The sequence below is a fragment of the Clostridia bacterium genome, assembly GCA_036562685.1.
Lineage (GTDB): Bacteria > Bacillota > Clostridia > Christensenellales > DUVY01 > DUVY01.
In genome coordinates, this window is sequence record DATCJR010000037.1 from 1 (window position 1) to 21,153 (window position 21,153).

Below are 21,153 nucleotides of genomic sequence, written 5' to 3' on the forward strand. Positions count from 1 at the left end.
TGCCTGAAGATTTTCTTTCGTATACTCTATTTTTATTAAACTGATGTTGAGTATTGCTTATAATATTTTTTGACTTTATGTTCTTCAGCTTTTCAAAATTTATAAAAGACAAAGAAAACGCAACAATTAATATAGAAAACAATACATAACTGCCTATAAGTCCTAATCCTGAATAAACAGGATAAATAAGCGTACCTAAAATTACGCCTCCAAAAGTTACTGGATAGTCATAGCATTTTGAGATGTAAGCCGCAAAAGATACATCTTTTCCCAAAAATCTTGTAGATGAAATAAGATGCAAAATTAGCAGCACAAAGAAAAATATTCCTATAATGCTAAATACCCTTTTTAAAGGTACTTGCAATGTATAGCCTTTAAATAGGATGAAACCGAATGAAAAAATAGTAATAAATAACGCATAATGAGAAAACCCAAATATCCCCATTATGAAATTTTTTATATATTTTGCACCAATGGGTGCCAAAAAAGAATCAAAAACTGTGAAAAATAAAATAACCGCTGACAAAATCATCAGCGCCAATCCATAAATTTCATTCCCCTTTTTTGAGTAGCTGTGTTCTTTTTTCAAAAAGGACTCCTATCTAAAAATCGTAAAAATTGATTGAATTTTTGTTAATTAATTATAACATAAGACTACTTCTAAGACAATGGGTTATAAGTTCGTAATTTTGATACTTAAAATTAAGATATCAAAAATCCGACAATTTATATAATATTAATCACCGATTTAACAGAACATCCCACCAATTCACCAAATGCTTGAGTTATAAAATGAATAAGTTTTTTAGCAGCTGATTCTTCAATTTTGATGGTTGCAAGTTTTTCATAATCCGAATTGTCAATGAATTTCAAATTGTTTATAAGGTTAAGGCTGACCGGAGGTGCATCTATGTCCTTACATAAAGGGCACAACAAACCTCCTCTTAATGGAGAAAAAAATGGTCTAGACACACTTGCATGACAGGAAGAGCAATTACTAAAATTCATTTTATAACCGATCAATTCAAGAGTTCTTATTATAAATTTTACAGCAATCACATTAGCGTTGGTATCACCGTAGGTCAATTCTTTCAAAGCCTTAAGACTTTCAATAAACAGTCTTTCATTAGGCTGACCTTCTTGTGTTGCCATATCTATGATTTCCAAAACTACACATCCAGCCAAAAATCTATCTACATCATAAGCTAAGTCGTAAAATGATTCTGTAAGAGTGCAGTTTGCTGTTATATAGTTATTGCCACGTTCAATTAAAATAAACTCACCAAAACAAAAAGGCTGAGCAGCCATTTTCATTTTGGCAGACGGTTTTTTAACGCCTCTAAATACTGAACTTAGCTTGCCCCTTTCCAATGTAAAAATATTGGCTGTTTTGTCGTTTTCTTTATAATCTTTTGTATTTAATACAAGCCCTGTTAGTTTTATGTTATCTTCCATATCAAAATTATACCACAAATATAAATTGCATCATAATTATATTAATTTACATAATATACATTTTTTTGAGCATACTAAAACTATAAAAAAATAGGAGGTTTAATTATATGTTTTTTGGAGATGATTTGACAGGTATGTCATGGAACTTGTTTACTTCAACAGGACAAATTGGTTATTACCTGTTATTTAAAAGACTAAGCGAACAAAACGATATTATCGACGGCGTCAACCCTCCGAGCAAAAGAACTCTATTAGATTAACATAAAATTTAAATATAAAAAGGTTACAAACTACTCTGGTTTGTAACCTTTTTTTTCTGAATTTCCGTCTTGTCTTTTTATGTTCTCTTCATTTTTGGACAAATATATTTCATAAAGCTCTTGGGCTGTCATTCCAGCCTGCAAACACATACTGACAAAAAAATGCAAAACATCAACAAGTTCTTCTTTTAACGCACTATTATCAATAGGTTTGCTGTTTTTCCACCATTTGAAATTAACTTCATCCAAAACCTCAGATAATTCACTGATAAGCGCTAAAATATTTTTCTGGATCCATACGTCAGGAGTATATTTGTTTTCTAAGTTATGATTTTTTAATATGTAATCATTCAGTTTTTGCTGCATTTCAAAGATATGTTCAAGTTTATCCATAAAGACTCCTTAGTATGTCTTATTATAGCATCAAAGTCATAATAAGTACATTATGACTTTGATTTGTTTTTTAATTAAGAAGCTGTAACAAATCTCCTGCTTCGCGATTAGATACGCATGAAACACAAGCTTTAGAGAAATCCAAATATTTATGAGCGATATTCATAACCTCATCCAAGGTAACAGAATTAATATCATTTAATTTTTTATCTAGATCAAAGATTTCATCTGAAATTAACAGTGTCTTGCCATAAACATTCATTATTGATGTGGTATTTTCCTGTCCCAAAATAAAGGTGCCTTTTAGCTGTTCTCTGCCGCGCTTAAACTCTTCCATAGTAATTCCATCTTTTAATGTTTTTCTAAGTTCTGAAACTACTGTAGTGATTGCCTTTTCAATATTTTGAGGATTGGTTCCGCAATAAACAGAGAAAATACCGTTATTTTTATATGAAGACATAAATGTATAGACAGAATAAGCAAGTCCAAGTTCTTCTCTCACCTTTTGGAATAACTTTGAACTCATAGAACCGCCCAAAACATTGGACAAAATCATCATAGGATGTGTATCTTTTGAGTTAAAGTCCGGAGAAGGGAAACCTAGCGCTATGCTTGCTTGTTCTATTTGCTTAATTTTATAACCACCTTTAGGTACTGAAACATGCTTTGACGCAACTTGTGATTTTAAGCAATACTCAGATTTATCAAAAACATTAGAAAAATATTTTGTAACAAGGTCAGTAACTCGTTCGAAATCAAAATTACCTGCGATTGCGATAACCACATTTTGAGGACAATAATGGTCTTTCATATATCCATTTATTTTTGTCTTGTCAAAGCTATTGACATTTTCAGCATTTCCGATTATCGGACGTCCCAAAGGATTGCCTTCAAAAAACAGTTTTGAAAGATTTTCATGACAAACATCTTCTGGAGAATCTTCTACCATTGAAATTTCTTCTATAACTACTTTTTTCTCTTTTTCTAATTCAGTCTCAACAAAGGTTGAATTGAAAAACATATCGCTTAATATCTCAATACATTTTTCAAGATGTTCATCAATAGATTTGGTATAAAAACAAGTGCATTCTTTTGCTGTAAATGCATTTATTTGAGCACCTATTTTATCAACTGAATCAGCTATTTCAAATGCAGTTCTTGTTGTAGTTCCTTTAAAAAGCATATGTTCTATAAAATGAGATATACCATTGTTTTGTTGATTTTCATAAGCACTGCCGGCACCTACCCAAACACCAATGGAAACAGATCTCAAAAAATCCAATTTTTTCATAATCAATCTTAAGCCATTTGGAAATGAAACCATCTTATGCATAAAAAAGTTACCTCTTTAGAATAAATTTGATGATAGTATGTGAAATATAATATATTTTATTGATTTATATTTTTAGTTTAACCTTAAAAACTTAACTAGTCAACTTAATCATTACACGCTTTTTAAAGTAGAAATATTTTCACTCACTGTTACCAGATTAAAACCCTTTTCTTTTAGCGTTTTTATAATATTTGGCAAGGCCTCTAAAGTGTTTTTGGTAGGATGCATCAATATTAAGTCTCCATTGGCCGCTTTAGATGTAGCTCTCTTATATATCAATGAAGTGTCTTTATCACGCCAATCTATTGTATCTCTGCTCCACATGATTGTTTTATAACCCAACTCAGCGGCTACATCTAAAGTCAATTTATTATAAGAACCAGAAGGCGGAGCAAATAATGTGGTTTTTATTCCACAAGTGCTTTCAATTACCTTTTCGGTTACATATATTTCTTCTTTATTTCTTTCTCTAGAAAGCGTTTTGTGATCTTTGTGAAAATAGCCATGATTAGCAATTTCATGTCCATGAGCCGCAATTTCTTTTAGCACTTCACCATTATTTGCTGCCCAGCTTCCGCCTATGAAAAATGTGCATTTTATATTTTCCTCATCCATAACTTTTAGCATACCATCAATATATTCTGTCCCCCAATACACATTAATCATAAGACTTATATTATTTTTTGAAGTGTCACCGCGATAATATGCCTGAGGAGTATCACTTTTAAAAACCTGTGCAATGTCGTCTTTTATAGATAATGCAAAAACAAAAACCACAGCAACAGCTATAATAATATTGCAAAAAACATCAATAAAATATTTTTCTTTTTTTAACGTGTTTTGCGCCATATGATAATATATTCAAATCATCTCAAAAAAATAAACTTAATTTAAAAATTTAAAATCTATAATTAAGAGTTCTAATTTTTATATAAATTTCTAATACTAAAAAAATCAAATAATTTTTAAAAAAGAAATAACAATAAGATTTATGTTAATTGATAGACAATCTTTTAAAGATATATTATCATTATATAGTATCAAAAATTAATAAGGAGATAATAAATGGCATCAACTTCAATTAAAAACATTTTTGCCCGTGAAGTAATTGATTCTCGTGGAAACCCCACAGTAGAAGCAATAGTTACACTAGAATCTGGAGCACAAGGTGTTGCAGCAGTACCTTCTGGTGCATCAACTGGTATGTTCGAAGCCGTTGAATTAAGAGACGGTGACAAAAAGAGATATTTGGGTAAAGGTGTATTGACCGCAGTTAATAATGTCAATACAGAAATATTTAACGCATTAAAAGGTCGTGACGCGCTTGATTATGCTGCTAACGACAAGATAATGATTGAATTGGACGGAACAGACAACAAAGGTCGTTTGGGTGCAAACGCAATTTTGGCTGTTTCTTTGGCTGCTTCAAAGGCCGCTGCAAACTCTTTGGGCGTTCCCCTTTATAAATATCTAGGCGGAGAAAGCGCTCAAGGTTTACCTGTTCCTATGTGCAACATACTTAACGGTGGCGCTCATGCTTCCAACAACATTGACGTTCAGGAATTTATGATTATGCCTGTCAATGCTACTTCCTTTACTGAAGGAATTAGATGGTGCGCAGAAGTATTCCATAACCTAGCTAAGGTTTTAAAAGGCAAGGGTCTTTCAACTGCTGTTGGTGATGAAGGCGGCTTTGCTCCTAACTTAAACAGCAATGAAGAAGTTCTTGATACAATTATGCAAGCTATTGAAAATGCAGGTTATAAGCCTGGCGTTGATATCAAGATTGCTATCGATGCTGCTTCTAGCGAATGGTACACAGAACAAGGCGACTACTTCTTGCCTAAGAACAAAGTAAGACTTACTCGTGATGAACTCGTTGATTATTGGGACAAGTTATCAACTAAGTATCCTATCATTTCTTTGGAAGACGGTCTTGCTGAAGAAGATTGGGAAGGCTGGAAAAAGCTAACAGAAACTATTGGCGGACGCGTTCAATTAGTTGGCGATGACTTATTTGTTACCAACACTAAGAGACTTTCAAAAGGTATTGAAAACAAAGTTGCTAACTCAATTCTTATTAAGCCCAACCAGATCGGTAGCTTAAGCGAAACCATCAACGCAGTTAAGATGGCTCAAAACGCAGGATATACCGCAATTTTATCACATAGAAGCGGTGAAACTGAAGATACAACAATTGCAGACTTGGCTGTTGCTACAGGCGCAACCCAAATCAAAACAGGTTCATTGTCAAGAAGTGAAAGAATTGCTAAGTTCAATCGCTTGATGTATATCGAATATGAACTTGGAAAAGCTGCAAAATATCCTGGACTTGATGCTTTCTATCAATTGAAAAAATAAAATATTAAATATTTTAAAAGAAGGTGCTTTTAGGCACCTTCTTTTTTTAGTTATGTATAAAAAAGGCTCATACATTATGTATGAGCCTTTAATATTATATTTCTAAATTTTATTCTAAAGCAATTATATAGTAATATAATGGCTGACCGCCAAAATGGCAATCGACATCACACTTGGGATATTTTTTGCTCAATTCTTCTACAACGCTTTCTGCGTCTTCTTGACTTACATCATAGCCAAAATACAATGTGATGTTGGATACATCTTTGTCCATCATTTTGTCAACTAATTCTTTAGTAACAGTGTTGACATCTTGACCTTTTGCAACAATATCCTTGCTGTCAATACCAATGATATCGCCCTGTTCAAGCCGCATATCGTCGCTCAAAGTTGTGCTTCTTACAGCATAAGTTACTTGACCAGCCTTTACAGATTGTAACGATTCCATCATGGTCTCGGTATTTTTTTGTAAATCAGCCTCTGGATCAAAGCTTAATGCACAAGCAATTCCTTGAGGAATATTAACTGTAGGTATAACAATCAAATTACGTTTACTTATTTCTTTTGCTTGTTCTGCAGCCAATATTATGTTTTTATTATTGGGGAAAATAAAAACATTTTCTGCCATTACATTGTCGGCGGCTTTTGCTATATCATCCGCACTGGGATTCATAGTTTGTCCGCCTTCAATTATATAATCAACCATAAGGTCCTTGAAAATGTTAGTCAAACCCTCTCCTGCACAAACACTAACCATGCCCATAGGCTTTAGCTCTTCCTTAGCATGTTTTATTGCACGGTTTTGTTCAAGCATATTTTCAATTTTGATCTTGTCTAATTCTCCAAGTTCCAATGCGCTTTGAAGTGCTGTTCCAGGATTATTAGTATGAACATGCACCTTTACCAAGGACAAATCACCAATAACCAAGACACAGTCGCCAATAGTCATAAGCTTTTCACGGAATCTATCTATGTCTGCTTCGGTAGTTTTCTTATAAATATTGATTATAAAAAATTCAGTGCAATATGCAAATTCTATATCTTCTAGATTTTCTAAATCTGCATGGAACTGCATATAATTATTTATGGGTTTATCTGATATCTTATCATTAAATTCAAGAACTTCGGTAGATTCTATATTGGTTATAACATTATAAAATCCTGTTAAGATAATAAGCAAACCACGCCCACCGGCATCAACTACACCTGCCTTTTTCAAAACCGGCAGCATTTCAGGTGTTTGAAGCAGAACTTGTTCACCAAAATCAATTATGGATTTTAAGAAGTCTTCCATGGTAATTGACTTTTTGGTTATTGATAGTGCATGATCTGCAATTCCTCTGATAACTGTAAGTATTGTTCCTTCTTTGGGTTTGGTTACTGCTTTATAAGCTACGTCTGATCCTTCTTTCAAAGCTCTTGCAAAAATCTTAGGAGTAATATCTTCATTTTCCTGAACAAAAATCGAAGTCATACCTTTAAATATCTGAGATAGAATTACGCCCGAATTTCCTCTTGCACCGCGTAAAGCACCTTTTGAAAGTGCATTAGAAAGATCAATAATATTATTATTAGGACAATTTTCAATTTCTTTTGATGCAGATAACATTGTTAATGACATATTTGTTCCGGTATCGCCATCCGGTACAGGAAAGACATTCAATGAATCTACATAGCTCTTATTTTGATCCAACAGCTTAGCACTGCTTAAAATTAATTTTCTAAGCGTTGCACCATTAATATTTTTTGACATTATCCCCTCCTAATATGGATAAACTAAATAATAAAAACAATTGGCTATTACTACAATTATATGTTTCGTACCACATCAAAATACTAGACCTTAATTCCCACAACATTGACATTGAGGGAATCAACTACCATCCCTGTAAATTTTTCTACATTGTATTTTACGGATTTTTTTATAGACTCTGCAACAGCTTCTATTGAAACGCCATACTTAAGTATAACGTACAAATCTATAAAAATTCGGTCTCCGTTTGTAATAACCTTAACACCCTTGCTCACAGAGTGTTTTTTGAAAAGTTCAGCTATATTATCTGACAATCTTTTGGAAACCAAATCAACTATGCCATAGCAGTCCAACGCAGTATAGCCAGCTACCTGTGCTATAGCTTCTTCGGTAATAGAGATTTTGCCGTAAGCGTTAGTTGTATGAACGGACATAATACCTCTTTTGTCAAAATAGCATAAACTTTTAAGCTAATTATACTATATCATAAATCAATTTTCAATTATTTAAACTTAAGATAAGGTCTAAAATGATAAATTGTTATTAAGTTGTGAAAAATATTTTTGTTCTTTACATTAATGTTAAAATTTAACTAGATTACATCAAATATTATATAGATAATTTAAAATGAATAATCAATATGCTCTTGTTTTTTTGCTTGCAAAATAGCTAAAACAATGCTAATATATATGAGTTGAATTTGAATCTGGAGGAATTATATAATGTCTAGAGTTTGCTCTGTATGCGGCAAAGGCAAAATGAGCGGAAATAAGGTAAGCCATTCAAACCGCAAAACCAGACGTGCATTTAATGCTAATTTGCTAAAAGCAGATAATCTTGTTATAAACGGAACTAATGTTGAGGGCTATATTTGCACTCGTTGTCTGCGTACTGCTCGTAAGCAACAAGCAAAAGCATAATAATTTTTTGAATTTTGAAATAAAAAGATTAACTCTCGTTAAGTTAAAATGCGAGAGTTATTTTTATGTCTTGAAACATAAGGGTTGTCCTTTATAAAAAAACGCCATGGAAAGTCTACCGCAGAAGGAGCATAATCTATATTAATTCTAGGCGTAACAACAATATCGGATAAAGAATAATCTTTATATTCAGTTATAGTTATATTTTCGTCATTTATTAGATCAGTACCATTATGTAATTTTTTAATATCGAATGCTTGGCAAGCCCTGCCCGGTCCTGATGTTATTAAAAACTTTTTTGATTTTACGCACAAATCTATATGTCTATTATTCGCCATTATTTCGATGTTTTCCAAAGGCTCAATTGCTCTTATCAAAACGGCCGCTGCTGTTCCTTCTTTTTCGGTAACAACATTCATACAATAATACATTCCGTAGATCTGATAGACATATAAAAATCCTCCCCTTTCCCACATTATTTTATTGCGTTCTGTCATACCTCTGTGAGAATGAGAAGCTTCATCAATTGCTCCTATGTAAGCTTCAGTTTCAACAATCATTCCGGACAAAACTTTGTCGCCTATTTTGCGAACAAAACGTTTGCCTAATAATTGTTTGGCAACGGTAAGTGTATCCTGCAAATAAAAGCTTTCATCAAGTCTTTGGTAGTTTTGCATAAAACTAATTAAGCTGTTTTCTAAAAATCAGCCTAAGAATTCCTCTTATTATTTTTGGCGGTTTGATGCATATAATCTTCATATATTCCTCCATTTATAAGGTTATAAAACTGTCCTATTCTATATATGCATTCAAACCATAATAGGTCACAATAAAAAACTAAATTGCCTTGATGCCACGAAGACGGTTAATTGCATATTTTTTGTCTTTGGCGCTAAAGACAGTATTGCCTGCAACAATAATGTTGGCACCCGTTCCCAAAACCTGATCTATATTATCAAAATTAATTCCGCCGTCAATTTCCAAGTCAATGTCTTTTCCTGTAGAATCAATCATCTGTTTGACTTGCTTTAGTTTTTCTAAAGAGCTTTGAATAAATTTTTGTCCGCCAAATCCTGGATGAACACTCATAACTAGCACCATATCGCAATAAGGAATAACATTTTTTATAGCGTTTACATCTGTTTCTGGGTTTAACACTATTCCTGCTCTTACATTGCATTGTTTTATTAGTTTTATAGCATCTATGGCATTTTTTACAGCTTCTATATGTACCGTAATAATATCTGCTCCAGCTTGGGCAAATCTTTCTACATATTTTTCAGGTTCTACTATCATAAGATGAGCATCTAGCTTCAATTGTGTAGTTTTTCTTATGTCCTCTATCATCTTAATTCCAAAAGTGATATTGGGCACAAAAACTCCGTCCATTACATCACAATGCAATAAATCCGCCCCTGCATTTTCAAGCTCTTTTATATCTCTTGCCATGTTGGCAAAATCAGCAGAAAGCAAAGAAGGGGCAACTTTGATTTTGTTGTATGTATCAATTCTTTGGTTCATTTTTATATCCTTTAGTTAAAACTTTGATTTTCCTTTAGTTCAAAATACATTTCAGTATATCTTTTATGGCGTGATGACGAAATTTCACCTTTGCTGACAGCATTTAAAACAGCACAATCCGGCTCTTTTGTATGAGTACAGCTAGAAAATCTGCAATCATTTTTATACGGCAAAAACTCATCATAAAAATCTTTTAATTCATTATACTTCAAATTTTTAAGTTCCAGCAAACTAAAACCAGGCGTATCAGCAATAAAAAAATCTTTGACAGGAATCAGTTCGGTATGTCTTGTAGTGTTTTTTCCTCTTAATATTTTTTCGCTCAGATCTCCTGTTTGGGAATAATTGCATCCTAATATAGCATTAATTAAACTAGATTTTCCTACAGCGGATTGCCCTGCAAAGCAATTAACTCCGCCTTGCATTATTTCTATCAATTTATCAATATTATAACCTGTTTTTGCAGAAACCTTTATAAATTTTGATTTTGCTTTTGAATATTGTTGTTCTATTTCGTCAGCATAATCATTATTAATATCTATTTTATTGAAGCACAAAATCGGCTCTATTTTATTAAGTTTTGCCGCGATAATAAGCTTATCAATAAGATGCAAATCTGCTTCAGGAACACATGAAATTACTATGACAATCCGGTCTATATTGGCTATCGGCGGTCGTATAAGCATATTTTTTCTAGGCACAATATTTTCAATAACGCATTCAGAAGTATCGACATCTACAATGTCGCCCGCCAAAACTATACTATCTTCTTTCTTTAGCTTCTTTCGAGCATAGCATTCAATTAATTGACCATCAATTTGAACAAAAAATTTACCTGAAATTCCTTTGGTTACTATACCTCTTCGTACCATGTGATACCCTTATTGTCTATGTTCTTGCAAAACTTTATTTCTTAACTGGCCGCAGGCACCTTCAATATCACTGCCCATTGACCTTCTGATCGTTACTGAAACATTGCGTTTTATAAGCTCGTTTTCAAAATTCTTTGCTTCTTCATGAGTACAAGGCTTGAGTCCCTTTTCCTTTACATAATTAAGCATAATTAAATTAACATGGCAGGGATACCCTCTAGTTATCTTAGCTAAGGCTTCTAATGCTTCGTTATCCATATTTTCGCCGCTTATCAATGCGTATTCATATACGACTCTTCTGCCTGTTTTTTCAAAGTAATATTTTGCTGCATTGACGATATCTGATATTTTATATTTATTAGCAATCGGCATTAGTTTTTTTCGTACTTCTTCTATGGCAGAATGCAATGAAATTGTCAAAGTTATTTTGAAACCGTCATCAGCCAATCTTATAATATTTTCAGCAAGTCCACTTGTTGATAATGAAATATTTCTTTGACTTATACTAATGCCGTCTGGATCACTTACAAGTTGTAAAAATTTGGTAACATTTTGATAGTTATCCAATGGCTCTCCGCTTCCCATAAGCACAATATTAGTTATTTTTCTATCAGTTATTGATCCGCCCAAGTATGAATTAACCATCAAAACCTGTCCCAATATTTCGCCTGCACTTAGATTGCGTTTGAGTCCGCCTATTCCAGAAGCACAAAAAGCACAGCCCATACGGCATCCAACTTGAGTGCTTACACATATAGTTGAACCATATTTATATTCCATTACAACGCCTTCAATAATATCGCCATCGTTAAGCTCATATAAGAACTTCTTAGTGTTATCTTTTTTTGAAGACAACACTTTTATAATTTTCAACGGTATTGACGTATAATGCTTAGATAATTCTTCTCTAAAGCTTTGCGGAATATCAGACATATTGGCAATATCAGTTCCATTATGCAGCCATTTGAAAATCTGTTTTGCCCTAAAGGAAGGCTGGTTTGGAAATAATTGTTTCAGTTCTTCTATATTATAATCTGTCAAGAGTTGTTTCATATTTTTTTTACCTTTGCAATAAAAAATCCTTCTGTATCTGAAATATAAGGCATAAGCTGAATATAATTATTTATTTTTAAGCCATTTACTTCTATATCAATAGGAACAGCTTCAAAATCATAATTATTTTCCAAAAACCTATTGACTATATCTTGGTTTTCTCTTTTTAAAATTGTGCAGGTGGAATAAACAAGATGACCGCCTTTTTTTAGATACCTTGCTGAAGTTTTTAAAATCTGATATTGCAATTTTGTAAGCTCATTTATACCTTCCAAGGTACGATGCTCAAAAATATCAGTTCGTGAGTTTAATACACCCAAACCGCTGCAAGGAACATCGCACAAAACTAAATCAAATTTGCTATCAAATTGTGGATTATAGACGGTTGCATCATTTTTTATAACTTTTATATCGTTTTCCTGCATACGACTTTTGTAAGAATTAATAAGCTCAAGTCTATGCGGATGAATATCGCAAGAAATTAACGAAATATCAGCGAGTTGTCTAAGATAAACACTTTTTCCGCCAGGTGCGGCGCATACATCCAAAACATAGTCTCCGTTTTTAACTTTGGTTGCATGACAAATAGCCATAGAACCTAAGCTTTGAACTGTAAAAAGGTCGTTATGGCCTTTTAGCTTGTTTAAAGTATTATGAGATACATAGTATCCATAAGGTGTTTTTCTATCAAAATCAAAGTTTAGATATTTTTCAAAATCTTTTTGAGAAATCTTTTTGGGATTATGTCTAATATGAGTCAATAATTCTTTTGGATGTGTAAAAAACTTGTCTAAAACATCCCTATCATAATCTTTTTCAATTTCTTTTATTGCCCATATAGGAACATTATATTCAAGAGATTTTTTTTGATAATAGTCAGAAGGCATTTCGACATTTTTACACTTTCTCAAAACAGCATTAATAAAAGCAGGACTTCGCTTCACAGCTTTTGCCAATTCTACCATTGTATTGACTACAGCATAATCAGGCTCATCCATAAAATAAATACGATAAATGCCAATTTTCAAAATAACCGCATCACTTACATGCGGCTGTTTTTTAACCAGCTTGCTGATAATATATTCCAAAAATAGATTTTTTTCGGTAACCCCGTAAACTATACGGGTAATTAATTTTTTATCGTTGTCGCTTACAGATTTTAACCCATTGTTAAGGGCAATATTGACATAAGCACAATCGGCAAAAATTTTATAAAGGATCTGATAACAGTGCCTAATCATTCAAACCTTTCGCCTATATATCGTTTATGTCCCCTTAAGTAATCGACAGTACTCATAGCCTTGCCGTTTTGTTCCTGTATTTTTAAGATATTCAAGCAATCTTTTCCGCACATAACGGTAATGTATTTATCAAGATTGACTATTGTTCCAGGTTTTACAGGATAAGATTTTGAATTAACTTCGGCTTCAATAATTTTGAATTTTACACCCCATAATGTCGAATATGTTCCAGGCCAATCATATAGACCTCTTATTAGGCAATTAATTTCTTGCGCACTTTTGGACCAATCAATTTTGCCTAAATCTTTGGTCAACATAGGATAATATGATGATTGACTTTCATCTTGCGGTGTAAACGTAGCTTTTCCTTGTTCAATTAAATCAAGTGCTTCTAATAATGCATCAGCTCCAACCTGACTCATTTTTTTAGTCAAAGTAACTGCGTTGTCATTAGGCTCAATATTAACTTCTTTTTTCAAAATCATATCGCCGTTATCAAGCCCTTCTGCAGTCTGCATAATAGTAATGCCTGTCTTGGTTTCGCCATTAATTATTGCCCATTGAATAGGTGCTGCACCACGATACTTGGGCAGCAAAGAACCATGAACATTAATTACACCATGTGGTGCTATTTCTAATATCTCTTTTGATAAAATTTGACCATAGGCTGCAGTAACCATAACATCTGGTTTCAAATTCTTTAAAATCTCAACACCCTCTTTTTTTATGCTCTTAAATTGATATACTGGTATATTGTTTTCTTTAGCTGTATTTACTATAGGCGGCGAAATAAGTTTATATCCTCTGCCAGCAGGTCTATCAGGCTGAGATACTACAGCTATTACATTATGATGAGATTTTAACAATTTTTCTAGCGGCAACACACCAAATTCAGGCGTGCCTAGATATATTACTTTCATCCTATGCTCCAAAATATGTATAAGATAGTTATTTCTTATTGGATTTTACATCTTCTAATGTATCATCTACTAATTTATCAATGTACAAGATTCCGTCAAGATGGTCAAGTTCATGTGATACAGCTTGCGCAAAATAGCCTTCAGCCTTATACTTGACTTTTTTTCCGTGTCTATCAAAAGCTTCGACAGTAAGTTTTTGAGGACGCATAACCTTGCCTCTTTTTCCAGGAATACTTAGGCATCCTTCGTCACAAACAACCATTTTTCCTACGCTTGTTATTTTTGGATTGACTAATTCAACAAGTCCGTTGCCTACATCAATAACAACAACGCGTTTTAGTATGCTAACTTGAGGTGCAGCAAGACCCGCACCTTCATTATGATACATAGTTTCTGCCATATCGTCGATAAGCTGAGAAAGATTCTCATCAAACTCTGTAACTTCCTTAGCTTTCGCACGTAATACATCTTCTCCAACTAATACTATATTTCTCAAAGCCATTTTATCAACTAAGGTCTTGCGGATTAAGCTCCGAATAGACCAAAACATCCTTTTTGTTATTATTTTTATTTATTATATTATAAATGTCGGTCAAATTTCTGTCAACACCAGCACTGCTAAGCCTAATCAGGATCTGAACGCGGTATTTTTTTTGAATACGTTTTATGGGAGATTTCATTGCTTTAAGATATAAAAAATCATCTTTGTTTTGCTCTGCAATAATTTTTATATCGTCAAAAACATCTTTTAAAACTGCTATTGCATCTTCTTCTGATTCTGAACATGCAAGTATTCTGATTATTGTAGAAAATGGCGGATATTTGGTAACTTTTCTTATATTTGATTCTTTTGAATAAAAACCCAAATAATCATAATTCTGTGCAAACTTATAAACATAATGTCTGGGCGAATAAGTCTGCAAAATTACCAAACCTTCTTTTTCGTCTCTACCTGCTCTGCCTGCTACTTGTGTGATTAATTGAAATGTGCGTTCACAGCTGTGAAAATCCGAAAAATACAGGCTCAAATCTGCATCCAAAATTCCTACAAGCGTAACATCAGAAAAGTCATGCCCTTTTGTTACCATTTGCGTACCCAATAATATCTGGGCTTTGTGCTCCGAAAATTCTTTAATAATTTTTAGGTGTGCGTCTTTGGTACGGGTCGTATCATTATCCATTCTCAAAACTTTAACATTAGGAAATAATTTATTCAACTCTTCAGCTACGCGCTGCGTGCCAAACGCACCTTGCTTGATATATTTGCTGCCGCATTGAGGACATACATCCAATACAGGTTTACGAGAAGAACAATAATGACATTTTAATATGTTTTCATCTCGATGATATACCATTGATACATCACAATTTTCGCATTTTACGACATAACCGCATGAACGGCACATCTGATAAGATGCATAACCGCGTCTGTTCAAAAACAATATTATCTGATCGCCTTCTGAAATAACCTTTTTCATCTGTTCTATTAATTCAAGCGAAAAAAAGCTATTGTTACCTTGTCTCACTTCTCGCGTCATATCTACAATTTTTATCTGAGGCAAAGGTCTTTGATTAATACGATCGGGCATTTCAATAAGTTCAAGTTCATTATTATGTGTTTTGTAATATGTTTCGATAGACGGAGTTGCACTGCCCAAAACCAAAACTGCTTGATTATATTTTCTTCTAAATTCGGCTATGTCATGTGTAACATATCTTGGATTGCTTTCGGATATGTAGCTTGGATCATGTTCTTCATCAATTATTATAATCCCGATGTTGTGAAGCGGTGCAAATATTGCTGATCTTGCGCCTATAACAATAGACGCTTCACCTTCTATAATACGCCGCCACTCATCATATCTTTCGCCGACAGACAGTCCGCTATGTAAAATAGCTACATTTGTGCCAAATCTGCTCTTAAAAAGTGAAAAGACCTGAGGCGTCAAAGATATTTCTGGAACCAACAGAACTGCAGTCTTTCCTTGTTTTATACAGTCGTTTATACATCTTATATATATTTCAGTCTTGCCGCTGCCTGTTACGCCATGCAATAAAAAGGATTTGTTACGTGCATTTTTTATTGTCTCATAAGCCTTTTGCTGCTGCGGCATAAGAGTAACCATTTCGTTTTTTGATTCAATATCCTTGTATGGCGTTCTTTTGACTTCTTTGAAAACAATCTCAACTATACCTTTTTGCTCTAACGCTTTTAGTGCAGATATTGAGAAATGCGAGTTTATATATGCGGTCTCAACTTCATTGTCACAGGACAACAGATATTCTGCAAGTTCTACTTGAGATTTTGCTCTGGGATTAACCAAATCGAACACATCTTTTTCTGTAAGTCCGCTTTTTATCTTTACGAAATTTTTAGTCAGCGCCTTGATCCTGCCGCCACGCATTTGGGCAGGAATAAAAAGCCTTAATGCATCAACCATTTTAATATTATATTTTTTGGTCATATAATGCATAAGACTAAGCATTTCTGTGCTTATGACAGGTATTTCATCTAAAGGTTTTGAAATTGATTTTAATTTTGAAATGTCGTAATCGGGCGTTTGTTTTTGACCTATGATATAGCCTTCAATAAACTGTCTTCCAAAAGGAACATAAACCCTGCTTCCAACAGGAATATTATCAGGATTAAGATATTCAAAAACTTTGTCAACATTGGAATGATTGATATCTACGATAACATCAGCTATCATAGCTTTTTTGCTTCCCTTTTAAAAAGCATGAGAACATTATCTACGATGATATCGGCAAGTTCTGTTTTGGACATTTTATCAAGATTAATAATTTTATCAGAAAAAACAAGAGAAGCTATATTAGTATCTGTTCCAAATCCAGCACCTTCCAAAGAAACATTATTGGCAACTGCCATATCTGCATTTTTCTTAACAAGCTTTTTCTGTGCATTTTCCAAAGTGTTTTCGGTCTCAGCAGCAAATACAATTAATATACGATTTTCTTTTACCTTGCCTAATTCTTGAGCTATATCGACATTTTTTTCTAGCTCCAAAGTAACATCTTGAGCTTTTATTTTTTGAGAAAATATATTTTTGACTTTATAATCAGAAGGGGCAGCTGCCATGATTATGGCATCACAAAATTGATAATTTTGCATAACTGCTTTATACATATCATTAGTAGAAATCACGGAAATTTTTTGTGCGTCAAAATCGCAGTCTACACTCATGCTACCGTGTATAAAAATAACTTTTGCTCCGCGGTCTATGCAGGCTTTTGCCAAAGCAACTCCCATCTTTCCGCTGGAATAATTGGTTATACAACGCACTCCATCAATATCTTCTCTGGTTGCACCTGCGGTTATTAAGATTGTTTTATTTATCAAATCTTTTTTTTTATTTAAAATATCTTTTATTTTTTCTTCAATATCACTAGGCTCTGCCATCCTGCCAGCACCTTCGTCTCCGCAAGCTAACAATCCTTCTGCTCCATACAAAATATGAAAACCACGATTTTTTAGTTTAGCAATATTTTCCTGAGTAACCGAATTGATCAGCATATTAGTATTCATTGCAGGACAAATCAAAATAGGTGCTTTGGTCGCCATAGTGTTTGTTGTCAAAAAGTCATCAGCAATACCGTTAGCTATCTTGGCTATGACATTGGCAGTTGCTGGCGCAATTACCAAAATGTCAGCCTTTTTTGCTAACGAAATATGTTTGACATCATATTCAATATTGGTATCAAACATATCAATTATGACTTTGTTTTTGGATAATGTTTGCAAAGTTAATGGCGTGACAAAATTAGTCGCATTTTTAGTCATGATAATATGAACATCAGCACCTTGTTTCTTTAGACTGCTTGTAAGCGTGCAGATTTTGTATGCGGCTATTCCTCCCGTAATTCCTATTACGATAGTTTTGTCTTGAAAAAAACTTTGCATAAAATCAATCCTAAGCTTATTCTTTAGCTATAGTTAGTTTACCCTCATAAAATTCTTGAGCTGCGTAAGATATAGCCTTAGAATTGCTTTCTTCCAAAATTTCGGGTTTTTTATCTTGAAGCTGTCTTGCTCTTTTTGAAATCAAACAGCATAATGCATACTTACTGTCAATCATGCCAATTAATTTGTCAATAGGTGGTTCAGTCATCATAATAAATGATCTCCTTTTTTATATTATTTTTTCTCCAGTTATTAGCTTATTAATTATATCTTCATTTCTAATCGTTTTCAATTTTTCGGCATTAATTATATCAATTACCGCTTTAGAAGCTTTTTCAATATCATTATTAATAACTATATAGTCGTAATATTTTGCTTCCATAAGCTCTTTTTTTGTTTCTGACAGTCTCAAAGCCTTTACTTCTTCGGTTTCTGTGCCTCTGTTATTAAGTCTGTTATGTAATTCTTCTATTGATGGCGGCGCTATAAAAATTCGCACGCAATCATCATAAGCTTGTTTAATTAGTCTTGCGCCTTGTATATCAAGTTCAAAAATCATGTCAACTCCATTTTCCAAGGCGTCTAATACTGGTTTTTTAGGAGTGCCATAATAGTTTTGATAAACTTTGGCATATTCCAAAAGCCCATTATTTTTTATAAGGTTATCAAAATCAGCTTGACTTATAAAGTGATAATGCACTCCATCAATTTCATTAGGTCTTTTGGGTCTAGTAGTAACTGAAACTGACTTTTTTAAGTTAGGCAATAGATCTCTTACTCTTTGATTAATTGTTCCCTTTCCTACACCGCTGGGCCCAGATATAACTATTAGTAAACCCTTTGCCATCATTTACTCCACATTACGGATTTGTTCTTTTAGCTTTTCAACTTCGCTTTTCATATCTATTAAGATTTTTGAAGCGGTTATATCATTACACTTGCTACACATTGTATTAATTTCTCTGGTCATTTCCTGAGAAATAAAATCCAATTTCCTGCCTGAACAATCATTATTATTAATTTCATTATAAAATTGATCCAAATGAGAAGTCATGCGGCTTATTTCTTCATTTATATCAACCTTATCTGCAAAAAATGCCACTTCGTTAAGCAATCTTGATTCGTCAACTTCATAGTCACTGAGAAGCTCTTTAATTCTTGCCTTAATTTTTTCTCTATATTCACTGACTATTAAAGGCGCTCTTTGAATTACTTTAGATAACTGGTCATTAAGAGTTTTAACAATCTTATTCATGTTATCCTGAATACTATTGCCTTCTATCTGACGCATTTTGTCAAGTTCAACCAATGCTTTTTCTACAGCTTCAACGGCTATTTCATCCCAAATCTTAGAATCATTAATGCTCATTTTCAAGACATCTGGATAACGAAGTAAAGCAGATGCAGTCAAATCATTAGTTACATCAAATTTTTCTTTCAGTTCTTTTGAAGCATTAATATAAGACAAAACAGTAGGTATATCAAGCTCTACTGCCTTGGGAATATCAGGATTAAAAGTAAAAGTAAAAAATATATCAATACTGCCGCGTTTTACATAATTTTGTATGCTTTTTCTTATCGAGTCTTCGTTAAGAATAATGTTTTTGGGTATATGTGTGTTGATTTCTAAAAATCTGTTGTTAACTGATTTTATCTCAACCGTCAATTCTCCATACTCGTTTTTTACATTAGATTTTCCATATCCGGTCATGCTTTTCATGTCTTCCGCCTTCTAATGCATAAATTATATGCAAAAAAATCTTTATTTTTTATTATATCATATTGAGATTATTGTATCAATCATTAAGAAATGCATCAAATTCCTGTTCACTAATTATTTTGATGCCAAGCTTTTTCGCTTTTTCCAGTTTGCTTCCTGCTTGAGCCCCAGCAACTAAATAATCAGTATCTTTGGTAACAGTTTCAGATACAATACCGCCTAAGTCTTCAATAAGCTTATGCGCTTGCGACCTTTTATACTTTTCCAAAGTTCCAGTTATGACGATTTTTTTACCGCTTATCTTACTTTGCGTTTTAGGTTTATCAAATACAGGCTTGATAATATCTTCTAATTCCAAAACAAAATCTTTATGCTCTTTGAAAAAGTTTACTATGCCTGCCGCAATTACATCACCTATTTCATTAATATTGCTTAGTTCTTCAAAGCTGGCATTCATAAATGCTTGCATTGATTGATATTTATCTGCTAGATCTTTAGAAGTCTTTTTGCCTACATTGGGAATACCCAGAGCATGAATAAACGCTGCAAGCTTTTTACCTTTGCTGTTTTGAATTGCATTTATAATGTTTTCAGCTTTTTTATTTTTAAATCCTTCTAAAGTCAATAATTGATCTTTAGTAAGACTATATAACTGAATTGGTGAAGTTATTTTTAGTTTATCATATAACAGCGCTATCGTCTTTTCACTAAGCCCGTCTATGTCCATACAATCTTTGGACACAAAATGTTCTAATCTACCTTTTAACAAAGCAGCGCAATTATAAAAATTAACGCAAAAGATATTAGCACCTATTGTTTCAAGTTTTTGATGACATGAAGGGCAAATATGAGGAATATCAATTTCTTTATCGCTCTCATGCGCCTCAGCAAGTCCTGTAATTTCAGGAATGACATCGTTGCTTCGTCTTATAAAGACTCTTGAACCAATTTTTACGCTTTTTCTTTGAATATCGCCTGTATTGTTTAAAGTTGCTCTTGATATTGTTGCACCTGCTAGTTCCACAGGTTCTAATAAAGCTAGAGGAGTAAGTTTTCCAGTTCTGCCGATTTGCCAGATAACATCTTTTACTATGGTAGTGGTTTCTTCAGCTTCAAACTTGTATGCCACTGCCCAGCGTGGAAATTTGTCAGTATATCCAAGCTTGGTTCTTAATTCTACATCATTAACTTTTATAACAATGCCGTCAATCATATAGTCCAAACTAGCACGGTCAATCTTATCCAAAACTTCCAAAACCTCGTCTAAGGTTTTGCAAACAAAATATTCTGAAGTCATGAAACGGTTTTTTGCCAAGAACTCCATCATTTCTGTTTGGGAATTAATTTGGCCGCCTTCCATATAATTGACATTATAAAAATATATATCAAGATTGCGTTTTGCCGTAACTTTGGGATCTAGATTTCTAATCGC

General features: G+C 33.2%; 23 protein-coding genes. 3 read left to right on the forward strand and 20 right to left on the reverse strand.

Features of this window, described 5'->3' with window-relative positions; genetic code table 11:
* Nucleotides 1-589: hypothetical protein (locus tag VIL26_01345; GenBank protein HEY8389587.1), on the reverse strand; the 589-nt coding region annotated here is incomplete at its 3' end.
* Between the two features lie 137 nt (nt 590-726).
* Entirely contained in the window at nt 727-1,455 is a 729-nt protein-coding gene (recO, locus tag VIL26_01350) for a DNA repair protein RecO (GenBank protein ID HEY8389588.1), read from the reverse strand.
* A 107-nt stretch (nt 1,456-1,562) separates the two neighbouring features.
* Here recO and VIL26_01355 point away from each other — a divergent pair, with 107 nt between their 5' ends.
* Nucleotides 1,563-1,715 (forward strand): YqzL family protein, encoded by a 153-nt coding sequence (locus VIL26_01355; GenBank protein HEY8389589.1) that lies wholly within the window; start codon nt 1,563-1,565, stop codon nt 1,713-1,715.
* Between the two features lie 30 nt (nt 1,716-1,745).
* Here the strand turns inward: VIL26_01355 and VIL26_01360 are convergent, their stop codons facing one another.
* From VIL26_01360 to VIL26_01370, 3 genes are all read right to left on the reverse strand, one after another.
* A complete protein-coding gene (locus VIL26_01360; GenBank protein HEY8389590.1) occupies nt 1,746-2,108 on the reverse strand; it encodes a dUTPase in 363 nt (120 codons plus the stop codon).
* 70 nt (nt 2,109-2,178) lie between these two features.
* On the reverse strand, nt 2,179-3,441 hold the full coding sequence (locus VIL26_01365) for a pitrilysin family protein (GenBank protein ID HEY8389591.1): 1,263 nt from the start codon (nt 3,439-3,441) through the stop codon (nt 2,179-2,181).
* A 111-nt stretch (nt 3,442-3,552) separates the two neighbouring features.
* Nucleotides 3,553-4,290, reverse strand: coding sequence for a polysaccharide deacetylase family protein (locus VIL26_01370; protein ID HEY8389592.1), 738 nt, complete (start codon nt 4,288-4,290; stop codon nt 3,553-3,555).
* Nucleotides 4,291-4,506: 216 nt separating this feature from the next.
* On the opposite strand from VIL26_01370, the gene eno reads away from it, so the two are divergent.
* Nucleotides 4,507-5,802 carry a phosphopyruvate hydratase gene (eno, locus tag VIL26_01375; GenBank protein ID HEY8389593.1) on the forward strand — a complete coding sequence of 432 codons (1,296 nt, stop codon included), beginning with the start codon at nt 4,507-4,509 and terminating at the stop codon, nt 5,800-5,802.
* Nucleotides 5,803-5,911: 109 nt separating this feature from the next.
* Here eno and VIL26_01380 read toward each other — a convergent pair whose 3' ends face one another.
* Together VIL26_01380 and VIL26_01385 are read right to left on the reverse strand one after the other, a co-directional pair.
* Entirely contained in the window at nt 5,912-7,555 is a 1,644-nt protein-coding gene (locus VIL26_01380) for a DAK2 domain-containing protein (GenBank protein ID HEY8389594.1), read from the reverse strand.
* Between the two features lie 83 nt (nt 7,556-7,638).
* Nucleotides 7,639-7,989 carry an Asp23/Gls24 family envelope stress response protein gene (locus VIL26_01385; GenBank protein HEY8389595.1) on the reverse strand — a complete coding sequence of 117 codons (351 nt, stop codon included), beginning with the start codon at nt 7,987-7,989 and terminating at the stop codon, nt 7,639-7,641.
* A 288-nt stretch (nt 7,990-8,277) separates the two neighbouring features.
* Here VIL26_01385 and rpmB point away from each other — a divergent pair, with 288 nt between their 5' ends.
* Nucleotides 8,278-8,475 (forward strand): 50S ribosomal protein L28, encoded by a 198-nt coding sequence (gene rpmB / locus VIL26_01390; protein HEY8389596.1) that lies wholly within the window; start codon nt 8,278-8,280, stop codon nt 8,473-8,475.
* Between the two features lie 38 nt (nt 8,476-8,513).
* Here rpmB and VIL26_01395 read toward each other — a convergent pair whose 3' ends face one another.
* From VIL26_01395 to ligA, 13 genes are all read right to left on the reverse strand, one after another.
* Nucleotides 8,514-9,152, reverse strand: coding sequence for a DNA-3-methyladenine glycosylase (locus VIL26_01395; protein HEY8389597.1), 639 nt, complete (start codon nt 9,150-9,152; stop codon nt 8,514-8,516).
* A gap of 160 nt (nt 9,153-9,312) precedes the next feature.
* The gene (rpe, locus tag VIL26_01400; protein HEY8389598.1) at nt 9,313-9,996 is read right to left on the reverse strand and encodes a ribulose-phosphate 3-epimerase; all 684 of its coding nucleotides are present in this window, start codon (nt 9,994-9,996) and stop codon (nt 9,313-9,315) included.
* A gap of 11 nt (nt 9,997-10,007) precedes the next feature.
* Nucleotides 10,008-10,868: a ribosome small subunit-dependent GTPase A gene (rsgA, locus tag VIL26_01405; GenBank protein HEY8389599.1), complete on the reverse strand. Its 861-nt coding sequence runs from the start codon at nt 10,866-10,868 to the stop codon at nt 10,008-10,010.
* Between the two features lie 9 nt (nt 10,869-10,877).
* Complete coding sequence (gene rlmN, locus VIL26_01410; protein HEY8389600.1) at nt 10,878-11,921, reverse strand: 23S rRNA (adenine(2503)-C(2))-methyltransferase RlmN; 1,044 nt, start codon at nt 11,919-11,921, stop codon at nt 10,878-10,880.
* Complete coding sequence (gene rsmB, locus VIL26_01415; GenBank protein ID HEY8389601.1) at nt 11,918-13,162, reverse strand: 16S rRNA (cytosine(967)-C(5))-methyltransferase RsmB; 1,245 nt, start codon at nt 13,160-13,162, stop codon at nt 11,918-11,920. The genes rlmN and rsmB overlap by 4 nt, the downstream gene beginning before the upstream one ends.
* Nucleotides 13,159-14,082: a methionyl-tRNA formyltransferase gene (fmt, locus tag VIL26_01420; GenBank protein ID HEY8389602.1), complete on the reverse strand. Its 924-nt coding sequence runs from the start codon at nt 14,080-14,082 to the stop codon at nt 13,159-13,161. Before fmt ends, rsmB begins: the two co-directional genes overlap by 4 nt.
* A 28-nt stretch (nt 14,083-14,110) precedes the next feature.
* On the reverse strand, nt 14,111-14,584 hold the full coding sequence (gene def, locus VIL26_01425; GenBank protein ID HEY8389603.1) for a peptide deformylase: 474 nt from the start codon (nt 14,582-14,584) through the stop codon (nt 14,111-14,113).
* Between the two features lie 4 nt (nt 14,585-14,588).
* Complete coding sequence (gene priA, locus VIL26_01430; protein HEY8389604.1) at nt 14,589-16,793, reverse strand: primosomal protein N'; 2,205 nt, start codon at nt 16,791-16,793, stop codon at nt 14,589-14,591.
* Entirely contained in the window at nt 16,790-18,001 is a 1,212-nt protein-coding gene (coaBC, locus tag VIL26_01435) for a bifunctional phosphopantothenoylcysteine decarboxylase/phosphopantothenate--cysteine ligase CoaBC (protein ID HEY8389605.1), read from the reverse strand. The genes priA and coaBC overlap by 4 nt, the downstream gene beginning before the upstream one ends.
* A 16-nt stretch (nt 18,002-18,017) precedes the next feature.
* Nucleotides 18,018-18,212, reverse strand: a complete 195-nt coding sequence (gene rpoZ / locus VIL26_01440; GenBank protein ID HEY8389606.1) for a DNA-directed RNA polymerase subunit omega — start codon at nt 18,210-18,212, stop codon at nt 18,018-18,020.
* Nucleotides 18,213-18,230: 18 nt separating this feature from the next.
* A complete protein-coding gene (gmk, locus tag VIL26_01445) occupies nt 18,231-18,848 on the reverse strand; it encodes a guanylate kinase (protein ID HEY8389607.1) in 618 nt (205 codons plus the stop codon).
* 3 nt (nt 18,849-18,851) lie between these two features.
* Nucleotides 18,852-19,721 (reverse strand): YicC/YloC family endoribonuclease, encoded by an 870-nt coding sequence (locus tag VIL26_01450; GenBank protein HEY8389608.1) that lies wholly within the window; start codon nt 19,719-19,721, stop codon nt 18,852-18,854.
* 76 nt (nt 19,722-19,797) lie between these two features.
* Nucleotides 19,798-21,153 (reverse strand): NAD-dependent DNA ligase LigA (gene ligA, locus VIL26_01455; protein HEY8389609.1); only part of this gene is annotated, 1,356 nt, incomplete at its 5' end.

What these genes read in the sequence shown, in the direction of transcription:
- recO (HEY8389588.1), bottom strand. Translation starts at nt 1,455, where the DNA reads ATGGAAGATAACATAAAACTAACAGGGCTTGTATTAAATACAAAAGAT.
- VIL26_01355 (HEY8389589.1), top strand. Translation starts at nt 1,563, where the DNA reads ATGTTTTTTGGAGATGATTTGACAGGTATGTCATGGAACTTGTTTACT.
- VIL26_01360 (HEY8389590.1), bottom strand. Translation starts at nt 2,108, where the DNA reads ATGGATAAACTTGAACATATCTTTGAAATGCAGCAAAAACTGAATGAT.
- VIL26_01365 (HEY8389591.1), bottom strand. Translation starts at nt 3,441, where the DNA reads ATGCATAAGATGGTTTCATTTCCAAATGGCTTAAGATTGATTATGAAA.
- VIL26_01370 (HEY8389592.1), bottom strand. Translation starts at nt 4,290, where the DNA reads ATGGCGCAAAACACGTTAAAAAAAGAAAAATATTTTATTGATGTTTTT.
- eno (HEY8389593.1), top strand. Translation starts at nt 4,507, where the DNA reads ATGGCATCAACTTCAATTAAAAACATTTTTGCCCGTGAAGTAATTGAT.
- VIL26_01380 (HEY8389594.1), bottom strand. Translation starts at nt 7,555, where the DNA reads ATGTCAAAAAATATTAATGGTGCAACGCTTAGAAAATTAATTTTAAGC.
- VIL26_01385 (HEY8389595.1), bottom strand. Translation starts at nt 7,989, where the DNA reads ATGTCCGTTCATACAACTAACGCTTACGGCAAAATCTCTATTACCGAA.
- rpmB (HEY8389596.1), top strand. Translation starts at nt 8,278, where the DNA reads ATGTCTAGAGTTTGCTCTGTATGCGGCAAAGGCAAAATGAGCGGAAAT.
- VIL26_01395 (HEY8389597.1), bottom strand. Translation starts at nt 9,152, where the DNA reads ATGCAAAACTACCAAAGACTTGATGAAAGCTTTTATTTGCAGGATACA.
- rpe (HEY8389598.1), bottom strand. Translation starts at nt 9,996, where the DNA reads ATGAACCAAAGAATTGATACATACAACAAAATCAAAGTTGCCCCTTCT.
- rsgA (HEY8389599.1), bottom strand. Translation starts at nt 10,868, where the DNA reads ATGGTACGAAGAGGTATAGTAACCAAAGGAATTTCAGGTAAATTTTTT.
- rlmN (HEY8389600.1), bottom strand. Translation starts at nt 11,921, where the DNA reads ATGAAACAACTCTTGACAGATTATAATATAGAAGAACTGAAACAATTA.
- rsmB (HEY8389601.1), bottom strand. Translation starts at nt 13,162, where the DNA reads ATGATTAGGCACTGTTATCAGATCCTTTATAAAATTTTTGCCGATTGT.
- fmt (HEY8389602.1), bottom strand. Translation starts at nt 14,082, where the DNA reads ATGAAAGTAATATATCTAGGCACGCCTGAATTTGGTGTGTTGCCGCTA.
- def (HEY8389603.1), bottom strand. Translation starts at nt 14,584, where the DNA reads ATGGCTTTGAGAAATATAGTATTAGTTGGAGAAGATGTATTACGTGCG.
- priA (HEY8389604.1), bottom strand. Translation starts at nt 16,793, where the DNA reads ATGATAGCTGATGTTATCGTAGATATCAATCATTCCAATGTTGACAAA.
- coaBC (HEY8389605.1), bottom strand. Translation starts at nt 18,001, where the DNA reads ATGCAAAGTTTTTTTCAAGACAAAACTATCGTAATAGGAATTACGGGA.
- rpoZ (HEY8389606.1), bottom strand. Translation starts at nt 18,212, where the DNA reads ATGATGACTGAACCACCTATTGACAAATTAATTGGCATGATTGACAGT.
- gmk (HEY8389607.1), bottom strand. Translation starts at nt 18,848, where the DNA reads ATGGCAAAGGGTTTACTAATAGTTATATCTGGGCCCAGCGGTGTAGGA.
- VIL26_01450 (HEY8389608.1), bottom strand. Translation starts at nt 19,721, where the DNA reads ATGAAAAGCATGACCGGATATGGAAAATCTAATGTAAAAAACGAGTAT.